This window comes from Pseudomonas fluorescens NCIMB 11764, from assembly GCF_000293885.2.
Classification (GTDB): Bacteria; Pseudomonadota; Gammaproteobacteria; order Pseudomonadales; family Pseudomonadaceae; genus Aquipseudomonas; species Aquipseudomonas fluorescens_B.
Window position 1 is genome coordinate 4,084,560 of record NZ_CP010945.1, and the last position, 14,586, is coordinate 4,099,145.

General features: G+C 60.6%; 13 protein-coding genes and 1 pseudogene. 12 read left to right on the forward strand and 2 right to left on the reverse strand.

The features are described 5' to 3' along the window. Positions 1-62 precede the first annotated feature (62 nt). Positions 63-962: a LysR family transcriptional regulator gene (locus tag B723_RS18845; RefSeq protein WP_017339242.1), complete on the forward strand. Its 900-nt coding sequence runs from the start codon at positions 63-65 to the stop codon at positions 960-962. Between the two features lie 30 nt (positions 963-992). Here B723_RS18845 and B723_RS18850 read toward each other — a convergent pair whose 3' ends face one another. Further along, entirely contained in the window at positions 993-2,420 is a 1,428-nt protein-coding gene (locus tag B723_RS18850) for an aldehyde dehydrogenase family protein (RefSeq protein ID WP_017339241.1), read from the reverse strand. Between the two features lie 109 nt (positions 2,421-2,529). Here B723_RS18850 and B723_RS18855 point away from each other — a divergent pair, with 109 nt between their 5' ends. The 4 genes and pseudogenes from B723_RS18855 to B723_RS32370 form a co-directional block, all read left to right on the forward strand. Continuing rightward, positions 2,530-3,432, forward strand: a complete 903-nt coding sequence (locus B723_RS18855) for a LysR family transcriptional regulator (protein WP_033037330.1) — start codon at positions 2,530-2,532, stop codon at positions 3,430-3,432. Between the two features lie 317 nt (positions 3,433-3,749). Beyond that, entirely contained in the window at positions 3,750-3,989 is a 240-nt protein-coding gene (locus B723_RS18860; RefSeq protein ID WP_238588287.1) for a hypothetical protein, read from the forward strand. 86 nt (positions 3,990-4,075) lie between these two features. Further along, positions 4,076-4,225 (forward strand): hypothetical protein, encoded by a 150-nt coding sequence (locus tag B723_RS33385; RefSeq protein WP_162491061.1) that lies wholly within the window; start codon positions 4,076-4,078, stop codon positions 4,223-4,225. After that, positions 4,188-4,394, forward strand: a pseudogene (locus tag B723_RS32370) (Lrp/AsnC ligand binding domain-containing protein); the annotation flags it as partial. The gene B723_RS33385 and the pseudogene B723_RS32370, both read left to right, overlap by 38 nt. A 124-nt stretch (positions 4,395-4,518) precedes the next feature. Here the strand turns inward: B723_RS32370 and B723_RS18865 are convergent. Next, entirely contained in the window at positions 4,519-5,310 is a 792-nt protein-coding gene (locus B723_RS18865; protein WP_017339237.1) for an IclR family transcriptional regulator, read from the reverse strand. Between the two features lie 120 nt (positions 5,311-5,430). Here B723_RS18865 and B723_RS18870 point away from each other — a divergent pair, with 120 nt between their 5' ends. From B723_RS18870 to B723_RS18900, 7 genes are all read left to right on the forward strand, one after another. After that, positions 5,431-6,240, forward strand: coding sequence for an enoyl-CoA hydratase/isomerase family protein (locus B723_RS18870; protein ID WP_017339236.1), 810 nt, complete (start codon positions 5,431-5,433; stop codon positions 6,238-6,240). A gap of 2 nt (positions 6,241-6,242) precedes the next feature. Then, the gene (locus B723_RS18875) at positions 6,243-8,330 is read left to right on the forward strand and encodes an acetate--CoA ligase family protein (RefSeq protein WP_031318980.1); all 2,088 of its coding nucleotides are present in this window, start codon (positions 6,243-6,245) and stop codon (positions 8,328-8,330) included. A gap of 179 nt (positions 8,331-8,509) precedes the next feature. Next, complete coding sequence (locus B723_RS18880) at positions 8,510-9,358, forward strand: ABC transporter ATP-binding protein (protein ID WP_017339234.1); 849 nt, start codon at positions 8,510-8,512, stop codon at positions 9,356-9,358. After that, positions 9,355-10,122 (forward strand): ABC transporter permease, encoded by a 768-nt coding sequence (locus B723_RS18885; RefSeq protein WP_017339233.1) that lies wholly within the window; start codon positions 9,355-9,357, stop codon positions 10,120-10,122. The genes B723_RS18880 and B723_RS18885 overlap by 4 nt, the downstream gene beginning before the upstream one ends. 36 nt (positions 10,123-10,158) lie before the next feature. Continuing rightward, positions 10,159-11,154: an ABC transporter substrate-binding protein gene (locus B723_RS18890; RefSeq protein ID WP_017339232.1), complete on the forward strand. Its 996-nt coding sequence runs from the start codon at positions 10,159-10,161 to the stop codon at positions 11,152-11,154. Positions 11,155-11,238: 84 nt separating this feature from the next. Continuing rightward, entirely contained in the window at positions 11,239-12,486 is a 1,248-nt protein-coding gene (locus B723_RS18895) for an OprD family porin (protein WP_033037609.1), read from the forward strand. A 14-nt stretch (positions 12,487-12,500) separates the two neighbouring features. Next, on the forward strand, positions 12,501-14,570 hold the full coding sequence (locus B723_RS18900) for a 3-hydroxyacyl-CoA dehydrogenase NAD-binding domain-containing protein (RefSeq protein WP_017339230.1): 2,070 nt from the start codon (positions 12,501-12,503) through the stop codon (positions 14,568-14,570). Positions 14,571-14,586: the final 16 nt, after the last annotated feature.

The window sequence follows — 14,586 nt, forward strand, 5'->3', positions numbered from 1 at the left end:
AGACACCCCGGGCCGGGTCATGCATAGTCATCACTATTACTTTTCGATCCTGGACTTCGCTTATGGACAAGTTGCTGGCGCTGAAAATGTTTGTCGAAACGGTCCGCTGTGGTGGTTACTCGGCAGCCGCGCGCAAGCTCGGCATCTCCACTTCGTCAGTGACGCGGCAGGTCGCGGGGCTGGAAAGTGAGTTGGGCGCCAGCCTGCTCAACCGCACCACGCGCAACACGAGTGTCACGGTGGCGGGGCAGAGCTATTTCGACAAGGCAGTGGCGATCCTCGAAGCCATCGATGAAGCCGACGCCGTCGTTGCCGACCGTGGCAGCGAAGCCCAAGGGCGTTTACGGGCCAGCGTTCCAGTGGAATTCGGCCGGCGTATCATCGCTCCCCATTTGAGCCGGCTGCTCGATCGCCATCCGGGCCTGGAGATCAGCCTCTCGCTGAGTGACGAGGTCAGTGACCTGCTCAGCGAGCAGATCGATGTGTCGGTGCGTCTCGGTTCATCGGTCGTCAGTGATGACATCGTCAGCAAGAAGGTGGGTGATTTCCAGCGTTGGGTGGTGGCGAGTCCCGACTACCTGATGCGCACCGGACTGCCCCATCACCCTCGTGATTTGCTGGAGCATCAATGCTTGCGGTTTGATTACCGCATGGGTCACCACAATTGGACATTCCAGGGCGATGAAGAAATCATCCGCTTGAATGTGCAGGGAAGACTGCAAAGCAACAATGCCGACATCCTGCGGGAGGCCGCCTTGGCGGGTGGCGGGGTGACGCTGTTGGCCGATTGGCTGGTGCGTGACGATGTTGGCGCCGGTCGGCTGACTCGCGTGCTGGAGCAGTATGAAGTCAACCCAGGGAGTGCGAGCACCTGCATCAACGCGCTGTATCTGCCCAACCATCGCGGCTCCAGTCGCATCAATGTGTTCATTGAATTTCTGCAGGAAATACTCGCCCCCTGAGCACGTTGTCATTGGCGTCAAATCAGCGATTTATGGGGCGGTAAACGTGACCAATGTCTTGGGCTCCAGATACGCGCTCATCCCCCACCGGCCCATTTCCCGCCCAAGGCCTGAATGCTTGAAACCACCGAAGGGGGCACGCGGTTCGTGGGCCAGGGTGTTGATGAGCACACGTCCCGAATCGATCTGAAGGGCGATATTCACACAGCGTTCGTGGCTCTTTCCCAGCACCAGGGCGCTCAGCCCATAGTCCGTATCGTTAGCAATGCTGATCGCATCGGCATCATCCTCGTAGGGGATGATCGTCAGCACGGGGCCGAAGATTTCCTCACGAGCAATGCGCATCCGGTTGTTGGCATCAGTGAAGATCGTCGGCTTCACGAACCATCCGGCGTGCAAGCCTTCCGGGCGACCTTCGCCACCCGCCAGCAACCGCGCGCCTTCTTCCTGGCCGCTACGGATGTAGCGCTGCACCCGTTCCCATTGTTTCTGGCTCACCATTGGGCCAATGTCGGTGTCGGCGTTGCGTGGATCACCCGACTGGATCTGTGAGACGCACGCCTTCGCAACCCTCTCGAACTCTGCCAACCGTCGGCGCGGCACAAGGATGCGAGTGCCCGCGATGCAAGCCTGGCCGCTGTTGAGAAATCCGGCTTGCAGCACCATTGGCATGACCGCCTGGAAATCCGCATCGTCAAGCACCACGGTGGGCGACTTGCCGCCCAGTTCGAGCGTCACGCGCTTCATGGTGTCGGCGCCGGTTCTTACCAGATGCTGACCGACAGCGGACGAACCCGTGAACGAGAGCTTGGCGACGTCGGGATGCCGGGCGATTTCCTCGCCAACCACATCGCCCCGCCCGTTGATGATATTGAATACACCCGGTGGCAGCCCCGCTTCGTGCAACGCCCTGATCACGACCTGTGTCTGTAACGCACTCATCTCGCTGGGCTTGATGACGGTGGTGCAGCCTGCCGCCAGCGCGGTGGCCAGCTTGTTGCAGATGAAGCCCGCATTGCTGTTCCAGGGCGTGATCAGACCCGTAACGCCCACGGGCGTCAGAATGACCTTGGCCATGCCGACCTGTTCTTCGAAATCGAACGCCTTCAGCGCATCGATCGCTTGCGCAATCACATCCATCGGGTAAGTCGCCATCCAGCGCCCGCGAACCGCAGGCGCGCCGTATTCCACGAGGATGGCTTCCAGCAGTTCTTCCTCTCTTGTCGCCATGGCCCGGTGCATGCGTTCCAGTGCCGCAATGCGCTCCTCCCGACGGGTGCGAGACCAGGCCGGAAATGCGGCCTTGGCGGCTGCGATGGCACGTTGTGCGTCCAGTGCATCGCCCAGCCGAACCTGACCGATGACTTGCTCGGTGCTCGGGTTATGGAGGTCGAACCATTCCTGACCGTGCGGTATGACGAACTCGCCGTTGATGTAGATGTGTTCAATGCGCTGCATGGCGATTCCTCGTTCAAATGAGCCTTTGTGCAGCGAAGTCTATGAGGGGCTTATTGTTCCGATAAGCTATCCTTTTGCTTATGTAGCATCCGTATTTTCAGGACAATCCATGCACAGAACAGGAATGACCGAGCTGGAAGTGGTTCTGGCCGTTGCGCGCCGCAGCAGTTTTCGAGGCGCGGCACAGGAATTGGGCATGTCCACCACCGCCGTGAGCAGCGCAGTGGCCGGCCTGGAAGCGCGCCTGAAAGTGCGCCTGTTCAATCGCTCCACGCGCAGCGTTGCCCTCACCGACATCGGGCGACGCTATGTGGAGCGCATTGCCCCTGCATTGGCGCAGATCAAAAGTGCCGGCGAAGAGGCCAGCGTCGGCCCCGACGAACCCAGCGGCACACTGCGCATCAATGCACCGTATGGCGCGGCCTACCTGCTGCTGGATCCGCTGCTCAAGCAGTACGCTCAGCGCTATCCCGAGGTGCGCATCGACATCGTCAGTGAGTCAAGCATGGTCGACATCGTCGCCGGGGGCTTCGACGCCGGGATTCGCCTGGCAGAGTCCGTACCGCAAGACATGATTGCTGTGGCGCTGTCAGGTGACATGCGGATGCTCGTGGTGGCAACACCAGAGTACCTCGAGCGCCACGGCGTGCCCGAGCACCCGCGAGACCTACTCACCCACCACAGCATCGGCATGCGCATGGCCCACGGAGGTCTCTACCATTGGGAGCTGGAGCGCGACGGCCAGAAGTTGCAGATGGAGCTGCCGGTGCGCCTTGTGTTCAATGAGTTGCTGGCCATCAAACAGGCCGTGTTGTCGGGCCTTGGCATCGGTTTCATTTCCGAGGGGTTCATCCGGGAAGAACTTGCAAGCGGGGCCCTGGTGCCGGTGCTGATGCCGTGGTGCCCGTCGTTTGGCGGGTTGAGGCTCTACTACTCGGGCCATCGCTTCGTGCCGGCGCGATTGCGCGCACTGATTGATCTGGTGCACGAGTTGCGGCCCAATCCGGTTTGATTCGGGCGACGAGTGCACACTCGAATCCTGAGGATCGCTTCGCGCCAGGTGCTCTTGGCACGAGCCGTATGCGGTAGTTGCTCACGTCTGGATCTGTGCGGTGGGGGCAGATAACGGCCATCCCTACCGCGACCCATTAACCCGCCGGGCTTTCGCCACTGAAGTTACATTGCCGAGCGTCAACTGTGTCGCAATGGCCATTTCTCAAAGGTGTTAACGGCTATACGCAGTGGGGCGGGCTGACGAGCATTGTGCTTTGCATGGTGCTGTACATGGGCGTCACGGGCTTGCTGGGAGCCAATTGCACGGCGAGTCTGATGAGTATGTTTCCGGGGCAGGCGGGGGCGAGTGTCGCCCTGGGTATTTCGGTGCAATTCGCCAGCGGGGCGCTGGCCAGTCTGTGGGTCAGTCGCCTGGCCGATGGCACCCCATGGCCCATGTGCCTGGTGGTGGGAAGCTGTGGGCTTGGCTGCCTGGTTGCGTATGGCATCTCGATCCGCGTGCCTATCAATCCAGCCGCTGCGCGGGATGAAGTGAGTGCGACGCTTCGACCCTGACTTCTACATGCTTGGGCAGCGTGTCCTGTCCTGAATGAGGCGAAAGGAACGTTTTTTCAGCGCGGCTTAAGGGTGTCCGTCATGGTTTGAAACTCCGTTACGACGGTTACACCTGTCGTCTCGAGCCGATCCATATTCATCAACGCGTCGATGGACTGCTCCAGGCTGATGGTTTTACCCACGAGTTTTTCTGGCGCCAGTTTGCCGGAGGTGAGTTGCCACAATACAACGGGTGAGGCGGACTTTTTACTTGAGGTAATTGCACGAGACTTGGACAGCTAGACCCGCTTTGTCGAAAAAGTGCTGAGGAAGCTCCCTGGCGTTTCAAGTATTCGATTGAACCTCTCCCGACGTGAGATGAAGGCCACCAATAGACTGCCCGTGAATGAGCTCTTGAATATCTGAATTCTGTTGGGACAGGGGCCAGGATCATCAGCTTGACTCGGGCTCCTGATACAGCCGCCGATCAGTAGCGAGGAGCAGTAGACTTTCCATCAATTTGCCCTGGCAGGTCCGACCGGGCATAGCGTCAGACACTATCGACACTGGCGCGAATCTTGTCGGCCAGCCCCAGCAGCGGCCCGGCGTATTGTGCGACAACCGCCTCGATCGACTGCGGGGTGGATAAGCTGATATTCAAAATATGGTCCTGGTAATTGCGGATGCCTAGCGGGGTTGAAATGGCCACGACTTCGGCCTGCCAGGATGCTGCGCAATACCCTCGAAGTCGCACGCTCTCGCAGGCATCGACAATATCCGTTTCCAACACCTTCCACCTGGCATCGCAGCGCCTGGACTTGAAGTGGTCCATCAGCGCTTGCCGTTTCTGCACGGTAATTGTCGCCAGATAGGCACGCCCCAGGGACGTAAATTCCATGGGCACCCTTTGACCGGTTTGTACTGTACGCGGTGTGTTCTTGCGGCTCAGTCGGATCGACTCCAGATAAATCATTTCATCCCGGTCGGCAGCGGCCAGCCCCACATTCACTCTTAGCGTGTGGGCGGCTTCACGCATCAGTGGCGCGGCAAGGTGTATCAGCGAGCTGCTGTTGTACATGGCATTGGCAAAACAAAGGGTCGCGGGGGCGAGGCGATAAGCACTGCGCTGGCCGTCGTACACCAGCATGCCGCTGTGGATCAGTGTCTGGGTCAAACGACTGATCGTGGACTTGGACAAACCGGTGCGCTCGCTGATATCGCCATTGCCCAGGTATTCGGTGCCCGCACGGAAGGCCCGCAGAATTTCCAGGCCGCGCTCAAGCGAACGGTTTATCGGCGCCTTGCCGGCGCCTGGCGTATCAAACCCGTCGTCCTCGCTCATCGTGTTCCACCCAGTGGAATTGGCGGATTGTCAATCATGGGGAGCTCCATAGACTCGGGGTCAGCGCAAGGCTCTTCAGTTTGGGCCGCTGCCATGCCAACAACAAGAGAGAGATTCCCCATGACGATGTTGCAAAGTGTTACTTCGCCGATCCACATGGCCGTCGATGACGACGGCATCGCGGTGCTGACCCTCAATCGCCCCGAGGCTCGCAATGCCATCAGCGACGAGATGCGCAGCCACATGATCGAGTTGCTGGAAGAGGTGGCCGCGAACAGTCAGATCCGCGCCCTCATCATCACCGGCACCGGCAAGGGCTTCTGCGCGGGAGGCGACATCAAGGGCATGGAAAAACGCATGAGCGCACCGGCGGGCGAGGTGGCCTATAACGGCTGGAAGCGCCAGCAGCGTGTGCATCATGCGGTCTCCCTGTTGCTCAATCTGCCCAAGCCGACCCTGGCCGCCGTCAATGGCGCCGCCACCGGGCTGGGTTGCGACCTGGCCTTGAGCTGCGACTTCGTGGTGTCCTCCCGGCAAGCCAGCTACGCCATGAGTTACATCGCACGGGGCCTGATCCCCGACGGTGGCGGCTTGTACCTGCTGCCGCGTCGGGTCGGGCTGCCCAAGGCCAAGGAGCTTATCTACACCGGGCGCGCCGTACAGCCTGAAGAAGGTTTGGCGATCGGCCTGGTGGATCGGGTGGTCGACCACGATGACCTGCTCGACGAAACCCGGCGCTGGGCGCTGGAATTGTCCGCCGGCTCGGCGACCGCGCTGGCATTGAGCAAATCCATTCTCAATAACAGCTTCGAACTTACTCAGGCCCAGGTATTGGCCATGGGCAGCCAGGCCCAGGGCATCTGCTACACCTCGGCCGAGCATCAGGCGTCGGTCGCGGCCTTTCTGGCGGCCAAGGCGAAGAGGGGATGAGCATGGATAATATTTCCCGCCTGATGAACCCGCGCAGTGTCGCGGTGATCGGTGCCTCCGGCGATGCGCAAAAGACCTCCGGGCGGCCCATCGCTTTCCTGCGCAAACATGGCTTCGAGGGCCGCTTGTACCCGGTCAACCCGCGTTACACCGAGATCGACGGGTTGACGTGCTATCCCTCTATCGCCGCGCTGCCCGAGGTGCCTGATGCTGCCATCATCCTGCTCGGTCCCGAACGTGCCAACCAGGCCGTTGCCGAACTGGCGGCCATGGGCACGCCAGCGGCCATCGTGCTTGCCGGTGGTTATGGCGAAGCTGGCGAGGAAGGCATCGCGCGCCAGCAAGCCTTGCAAAAGGCGCGGGGCAACATGCGTATCCTGGGACCGAACACCATCGGTCTGATCAACCTCACCGAGGGCATCACCTTGTCGGCCAGCGGCGCGCTGGATCAGGAGGCGTTGAGAGCAGGCAATATCGCGGTGATTTCCCAGAGTGGCGGAATCCTGGGCTCGATCCTGTCCCGCGGTGCCGCCGCCGGCATTGGTTTTTCCAAGCTGGTGGCGACCAGTAACGAAGTCGACCTGGATGTCGCCGATTTCGTCGACTACCTGGTGGATGACGAAGCCACCGAAGTCATCGCCCTGTACCTGGAAGGGCTGCGCGATACCGAGAAGTTCAGCCGCGCCGCACTCAAGGCACGCGCCGCCGGCAAGCCCATCGTGGTGTTCAAGGTCGGGCGTTCGGAAGCCGGCGCCCGCTCGGCGGCGTCGCATACCGGCGCCCTGGCCGGAGCCGACGCACTCTACGACGTTTACTTCAAACAACTGGGTATCGTGCGGGCGCAGACGTTTGCCGATCTGCTCGACCTGCCGTTCGCGTTGGCCAGCCGGCGCACGATGGTGGGTAACCGGGTGGCGATTTTGACCTCGACCGGCGGTGCCGGCACGCTGATCGCCGATGCCTTGGGTGCCAATGGTTTCGACACCCCGCCGCCGGGTGAGGCCACGGCCGCACGTTTGCGCGATCTGGATATCGGTGACCAGGCGGTGCTCGATCGCAACCCTATCGACCTGACGCTGGCCGGCCTGCAGCCGCAGATCATGCAAGAGGCGATGCGCATCCTGCTGGAAAGCGCGGACTACGACGCGGTCATCAGTGTAGTGGGCTCATCCGGCGTCGCGCGCCCGACGCTGATGGCCGACGCCATCCGTAATAGCCAGCGCGACAGCAGCAAGCCCGTACTCGCCTATGTCAGCCCACACGCGCCGCAAGCCTTGCTGCGCATCAACAGCAACCAGGGCGTCGCCTTTACTGCGCCTGAGGCCTGCGCGAGTGCGTTGCTGGCGATGAAAGCCAAGGCCTGCGTTGCTCAAGAAACGCCGCAAGCGCAATCGAGCAGCCAGTACATGACGGCCGAGGAAGTCCAGCAGTTACCGAGCGGAACCCTTGATGAACAGCAAAGCAAAGCCCTGTTTACCCGTTTCGGTGTGCCCGTCACCCGCGAGCAGGCGGTTGGGGATGCCGGTCAGGCAATCGAGGCCGCCCGCATGCTCGGACCGAAGGTGGTGCTCAAGGTGCTCTCCGAGCGCATCACCCACAAGACCGAAGTCGGCGGCGTCGCGCTCGGCCTGACCGAACACAGTATTGGCCAAGCGTTGGACGACATGCGCAGCGTGGTCGCCGGCAAGGTCGGATTCGTGCCTGAGCGCTTTCTTGTCCAGGAGATGGTCAGTGGTGGCCACGAGCTGATTCTGGGCTTCCATCGTGACCCGCAACTGGGGCCTGCGCTGCTGCTGGGCATGGGCGGTGTCAGCGCCGAACTGCTGCGGGATACCAGCATGCGGCTGCTCCCGATCACGCGCAAAGACGCGGACGCGATGCTCCGGGAGTTGAAAACCTTTGCGTTGCTCGATGGTTATCGCGGCGCGCCCAAGGCCGATATCAACGCGCTGGTCGATTGCATTGTCGCGTTCGCCGACATGGCCACCACCCTGGGCACAAAGCTCGACGAGGCAGAGATCAACCCGTTGCGGGTATTTGCCGAAGGGCAGGGCGTGAGGGCGGTGGATGGCCTGACACTGCTGGCCTGAGGTGCCACCTGTTCCACTGTGTGGAATAGGTGGATTGACCCCCACACCCTCGGTTTCATAATCAAGACAGCTTCATCAACGACTCATAAAAACAAGTAGGTCGCTATGAACGTACTTAATTGCACATCAAATCAACGGCTCCCTCTGGGTAATGTCCATTTTCAGAGCGGGAGCCCATCATGCCTGTCGCATTGAAATCCATCACCCAGCCCAAAGGCGCTGAACGCGACGAGCAGGCTTCATCGCTCATTCAGTTCGTCGGCGTCTCCAAATCCTTCACCGTGAAAGGTGTGGCCAAGCAGGCCTCCCATAGCATCAACCTGTCGATCAAGAAGGGCGAAGTGGTCACCGTGGTCGGGCCGTCGGGATGCGGCAAGTCCACCCTGCTGAACATGGTCGCGGGGCTGTTTGCGCCCACCGAAGGGCAGGTGGTCTACAACGGCAAGGCCGTTTGCGGGGTCAATGGCCGTACCGGCTACATGACCCAGAGTGATCACTTGCTGCCCTGGCGTGATGTGGTCGGCAACATTGCCGTGCCGTTGGAAATCCAGGGCATGGCCAAGGCCGAACGGCGCGTGCGCATTCAGGAACTGATTCAACTGGTGGGTCTTGAAGGCTTTGAAAAGTCTTATCCCAGCCAGCTCTCCGGCGGCATGCGTAAACGTGCTGCCCTGGCCCGGCTGCTGGCGTATGACCCTGAAACCCTGCTGATGGACGAGCCCTTCGCGGCACTGGATGCGCAATTGCGCATGCGCATGCAGACCGAGCTGATCCGACTCAGTCGCCGGTTGAACAAGACCGTCATCTTCGTCACCCACGATTTGGATGAAGCCGTGGCACTCGGCGACCGTTGCCTGATCTTCGCCGGCCGCCCCGGCACCATCGTCAAGGACGTGCAGATCCCCCTGGGCGAGGAGCGCAACATTTTGCAGTTGCGCAAGGACCCCCGCTATCACCAGCTCTGCGGTGATTTGTGGGATTTCATGACCCCGTCTTTGAACGATGCAGAAAAGGATAACCGAGCATGAATATTTTCCTTGGACGCCTGGCGATTTTCATCGTGATTTTCGGCACCTGGCAACTGTCGTCGGGGCCGTTGATCGATCCCTTTTTCGTTAGCTCACCCAGTGAGATCGCCGGCAAGTTCTACGAGCTGGTCATCAGTGGCAGGCTGTTTTCTCATGGCGGGATAACCGTGGTGGAGACGCTCGCAGGCTTCGTGCTCGGGGCAACTGTCGGGATTGCGGTGGGGCTGTTGTTGGGCCGTAACGAATTGCTGGCCAAGCTGCTTGATCCGATCCTGATCTCGATCTACAGCTTGCCGAAAGTGGCCCTGGCTCCGCTGTTCATCATGTGGTTCGGCATCGGCATCGAGATGAAGATCATCCTGACCGCCACCATTGTGTTCTTCCTGGTGTTCCTCAACACCTACAGCGGCGTACGTGCGGTTGACCGCGAGCAGCTTGAGATCCTGCGCTTGATGGGCGCCCGCGAACACCACCTGATCACCAAGGTGGTATTCCCCTCGGCCATCCAATGGGTGTTCACCGGCCTCAAGCTTTCGGTGCCCTACGCCCTGATCGGCGCCATCGTCGGCGAAATCATGGCCTCCAATCGTGGGCTCGGCTACCTGCTGCAGGATGCCGCCGGGCAATTGGACACCGCCGGTGTGTTCGCTGCACTGGTCGCGATTATCGCCCTGGCGCTGCTGCTGCAAGCGGTCGTGCGGATGGTTGAAACCCGACTGATGCCGTGGAAAAAAGACCTGGGTGATCGTGAAGCTTCGGTTTGACCTGTTCATAACGCACAAGAAAATACAGGTGTACGCATGTCTATTAAAACGCTGATTGCAAAGATGGGTCTGGTCGCTTCGCTGGTGGCTGCAAGCGCTGGCGCCTATGCGCAGGATATCAAGGTTGCCCTGGGAACCGACGGCTTCGTGCACATGCCACTGTTCGTGGCGGTGGATGGCGGCTATTTCAAGAAACAGGGGATGAATGTCGAACTGATCAAGTTCAAGGGCGGCGGTGCCGCGACCTCGGGCCTTGCCAGTCGAACCGTCGAGTTCTGTTCGTGCGCGATCCAGAATTCGATCAATGCGAAATTGAAGGGCGCCGACCTGACCTTGCTGGGGCGACTGGTCGGGCAGTATGCGAGCAATGTGGTCATCAGCCAGAAGAAAGCCGACCAGCTTGGACTGACCGCGCAAACCCCTATGGAAGAGCGCTTGAAGGCGATGAAGGGCTTGAAGATTGCCGTCAGCGGTTCGGGTGGCAGTGCCGACTTCCTGGTGCGCTTCCTCGGTGAAAAAGGTGGCCTTTCGGCAGAGAAAGACTTCACCTTGCTCTACCTCAACAGCGCCAGTGCCATTCTGACCGCGTTCTCCCAAGGACGTATCGATGGCTTTGCCTTGTCCTCGCCAACTTCGGACAGCGCGATTATCGAGCACAAAGGTTTCACACTGTTGGACATGGCCGACGGGCAGGTCAAGGAACTCGATGGCTATCCTTCGATCGCCTTGAGCGCACGCAAACAGTGGGCTGATGAAAACCCGCAAACCGTGAAGCAATTCCTCGACGGCCTGGCACAAGCGACAAAACTGATCAACGAAAACCCTGAGCAAGCGATGAAGCTGGTGCGCGCCCGTTTTGAAGGTACGCCGGATAACGTCTATGCGGCGGCTTGGAAATCCAACAAGCACTCGTTCCCGCAATCGCCTTATTTGAGTGAAGAAGATGTGGCCCGGGCCATTGCGTTTCTCGGCAAGATCCAGGGCCAATCGATTCCCGGCAAGGCCAGCGACTACATGACCTCCATGCGCTGATCCTCCCCTCTCAACACTGATGCAGGTACCGGTCCACCGATCTCGACTGAGTTCGGTGTGGCCGAGTACGGCCTGGAATTGCTCATGAATAATAAGAAAACAGCTGCATCCTGGGGCGTCATCGTCGCCGTCGGGCCATGGCTTGCCAACGCGCAGGCCTCGGATTTCCTGGCGGATGCCAAAGTCGACCTGGAGATGCGCAACTTCTACATGAACCGCGATTTTCGCGACGGCAGCGGCCAATCAAAACGCGATGAATGGGCCCAGGGTTTCATTCTTCGTGCACAGTCGGGCTACACCCCCGGATTTGTCGGCTTCGGCCTGGACGCTATCGCCATGGTCGGCCTGAAACTCGACTCCAGCCCCGACCGCACCGGCACCGGCTTGCTGCCGGTACACGATGACGGCAGGGCGCCCGATGAATATTCCAAGGCCGGCTTGACGGCAAAAATGCGCGTGTCCAAAACCGAGTTGAAGGTGGGTACCTTGATGCCCAAGCTGCCCACGTTGCAATCGAACTTCGGGCGTTTGCTCCCGCAGACCTTCCGCGGTGGCATGCTCGAATCCCGCGAGTGGGGTGGCCTGGAGCTGATTGGCGGGCACCTTGATCAAGTCACTGACCGTGATGTCACCGGCGCGCAAGGGCTGGCCATCAATAACAAGAATCGACGATTCAGGGGCCCGCTCGATGGCGGCAACTTTGAACTGGCGGGCGCCGCCTATCGTTGGAAGACCGTGCAGCTGACCTACCAGGTCGGTCGCCTGGAAGATGTCTACCAGCAACATTTTCTGGGACTCACCAGCGCCCACGAGGTCGGTGAGGGCAAGTTCAAGTCGGACCTGCGGCTGTTCATCAGCGACGACCAGGGACAGGCACGCGCCGGGCAGGTGGACAATCGCGCGTTCAGCGCAATGACCACCTACGAATGGCGGGGCAATGCGTTCAGCCTGGGTTATCAGGCCATGAGTGGAGATTCGGCATTTCCCTACGTCGAGGGCACCGACCCGTACCTGGTCAACTTCGTGCAGGTGGGCGACTTCGCCGAGAAGGGCGAGCGTTCATGGCAACTCCGGTATGCCCGTGACCTGGCGACATGGGGCCTGCCGGGGCTGACCTTCATGACTCGCTATATCAAGGGCACGGATGCAGAAGTGCTGGCCACCGATTCAGGCCGTGAGCACGAACTGGACATCGAATTGCAGTATCGGGTGCAGAGCGGGCCGCTCAAGGCCCTGGACATACGCCTGCGCAACGCCGCGTACCGCTCGGACTTCTCCCGCAATGCCAACGACACGCGGGTGATCCTCAGCTATCCCATTTCCTTCCTGTAACTCGGGTAACCCTCATGGATTCCTTGGTAAGTCTGAAAACAGATGACGGCATCGGTGTCATCACAATCAACAACCCGCCCGTGAATGCCTTGTCCCAGGGCGTGCGGCAACAACTGTCAGCCTGTCTGGCGCAGGCGCAGGCCGACCCCGCTGCGCAGGCCATTGTCATCACCTGCCAGGGCAAGACGTTTGTGGCCGGCGCCGACCTCAAGGAGTTCGACCAGCCGTTGATGGAACCGCACTTGCCGGACATTCTGAACGCTATCGAAAACAGCCAGAAACCGGTGATCGCCGCTCTGCATGGCTCGGTGCTCGGTGGTGGCCTGGAGCTGGCGCTGGCGTGTCATTTGCGCATCGCCGATGAACACACAGTGCTGGGCCTTCCTGAGGTCAGTCTGGGCTTGATACCTGGCGCGGGCGGCACACAGCGCCTGGTTCGCCTGTGCGGCGCGCTGGTTGCCGTTGACGTGGTAATTGCCGGGCAGCGGCTGACGGCGGTGCAGGCGCAGGCTGTCGGGCTGGTGGACCACTGTGTGACCACCAACCTGCAAAGTGCGGCGATCGAGCACGCGATGCGCTTCCTCCTCACCGATCCATTCTGGCGGCGCACGCGGGATCGACTGAGACCTGCCCACGACGCTACTGAGTTCGAGGCGAAGGTGGCAGGGGTGATGAAAAGACTGGTTGGGCAACAAGCCCCCCAGGCCGCCCTTGAAGCGATCAACGCAGCCCTGACCGAGTCGTTTGACGACGGTATGGCGTTGGAGCGTTCGCTGTTTATCGGACGGCGGCAGTCGGCCCAGGCCAAAGCCTTGCGGCATCTGTTTTTCGCCGAGCGGGCCCTGGCCGACCGTACGCGCAAGCTCGCCGACAATGGCCAGGCGCACGCGATTCAAAAGGTCGCGGTGATCGGTTCGGGCACCATGGGCGCCGGGATTGCCATTTGCGTGGCCAACGCAGGTTTTGCTGTGAGCCTGATCGATGTGCAGGACGCCGCGCTGCAACGCGGCGTAAAGAACATTGACGACTATTACCGGGATGCGTTGCTCAAGGGGCGCATGGACGAACACGCCTGCCAGGAACGCCGGGCGTTGATCCTGCCATCGACTTATATGGACGCTGTGGCGGACGCCGATCTGGTTATCGAAGCGGTGTTTGAAGACATTGAGGTCAAACGCGCGGTGTTTCGCCAGCTGGATACCCTGTGCAAGCCGGACGCGATTCTGGCGACCAACACCTCGTACCTGGACATCGAGGCCATCGCCGATTGCACGCGGCGCCCGCAACAGGTGTTGGGCATGCACTTCTTCAGCCCCGCGCCGGTGATGAAGCTCCTGGAAGTGGTGCGCACCACCCAGACCGACAGGTCGGTCCTGGCTGCGGTGCTGACCTTGGCGCGGCGTCTGGGCAAGGTGGCGGTCACCGTGGGGGTGTGCGACGGCTTCGTGGGTAATCGGCTGTTGGCCGCGAGGGAGCGCGAAGCCATGTTTCTGCTGGAGGAGGGCGCGTCGCCCGAGGCTGTCGACCGGGTGATGCGAGCGTTTGGCTTCCCCATCGGCCCCTTTGAACTGCGTGATATGGCAGGTGTGGATGTCGCCTGGCGCAACCGCCAGGGGCGTCTGTTGCAGCTGAGCGAGCGTGAGCAACGCTGCGATTGGGTCGATAAATTGTATGCCGCAGGACGGCATGGGCAAAAAACCGGGCTTGGGTTTTATCGCTATGCGCCGGGCAGTCGTCAGGCTGTGCCGGATTCATGGCTGGCGCAATTGTTGGAGCAGCATCGCCAGCAATGGGGTGTTGCGCCCCGTAGTATCTCTGATCAGGAAATCGAAGAACGCTGCCTGTTTGCGATGATCAACGAGGCTGCCTGGTTGCTCGACAACGATATTGTGGAGCACCCTGCTGATATCGATCTGGTATGGATTCATGGCTACGGCTTCCCGCGTTACAAGGGCGGGTTGACCTACTATGCAGACCACGCAGGTCTCGGTCATGTGGCGAAGACGCTCAAGTGCTACAACCCCGAGGCGGGCAGGGCACTCTCCGCGTTCATGACTCGACGCAAGACTTTCCACACTCATTGACGAGAAAGCCCCGGCG

Bases quoted from the DNA above. Each gene is read 5' to 3' on its own strand.
- B723_RS18895 (WP_033037609.1), top strand. From the start codon at position 11,239: ATGAATAATAAGAAAACAGCTGCATCCTGGGGCGTCATCGTCGCCGTC.
- B723_RS18890 (WP_017339232.1), top strand. From the start codon at position 10,159: ATGTCTATTAAAACGCTGATTGCAAAGATGGGTCTGGTCGCTTCGCTG.
- B723_RS18885 (WP_017339233.1), top strand. From the start codon at position 9,355: ATGAATATTTTCCTTGGACGCCTGGCGATTTTCATCGTGATTTTCGGC.
- B723_RS18875 (WP_031318980.1), top strand. From the start codon at position 6,243: ATGGATAATATTTCCCGCCTGATGAACCCGCGCAGTGTCGCGGTGATC.
- B723_RS18870 (WP_017339236.1), top strand. From the start codon at position 5,431: ATGACGATGTTGCAAAGTGTTACTTCGCCGATCCACATGGCCGTCGAT.
- B723_RS18845 (WP_017339242.1), top strand. From the start codon at position 63: ATGGACAAGTTGCTGGCGCTGAAAATGTTTGTCGAAACGGTCCGCTGT.
- B723_RS18880 (WP_017339234.1), top strand. From the start codon at position 8,510: ATGCCTGTCGCATTGAAATCCATCACCCAGCCCAAAGGCGCTGAACGC.
- B723_RS18855 (WP_033037330.1), top strand. From the start codon at position 2,530: ATGCACAGAACAGGAATGACCGAGCTGGAAGTGGTTCTGGCCGTTGCG.
- B723_RS18850 (WP_017339241.1), bottom strand. From the start codon at position 2,420: ATGCAGCGCATTGAACACATCTACATCAACGGCGAGTTCGTCATACCG.
- B723_RS18860 (WP_238588287.1), top strand. From the start codon at position 3,750: ATGAGTATGTTTCCGGGGCAGGCGGGGGCGAGTGTCGCCCTGGGTATT.
- B723_RS18865 (WP_017339237.1), bottom strand. From the start codon at position 5,310: ATGAGCGAGGACGACGGGTTTGATACGCCAGGCGCCGGCAAGGCGCCG.
- B723_RS18900 (WP_017339230.1), top strand. From the start codon at position 12,501: ATGGATTCCTTGGTAAGTCTGAAAACAGATGACGGCATCGGTGTCATC.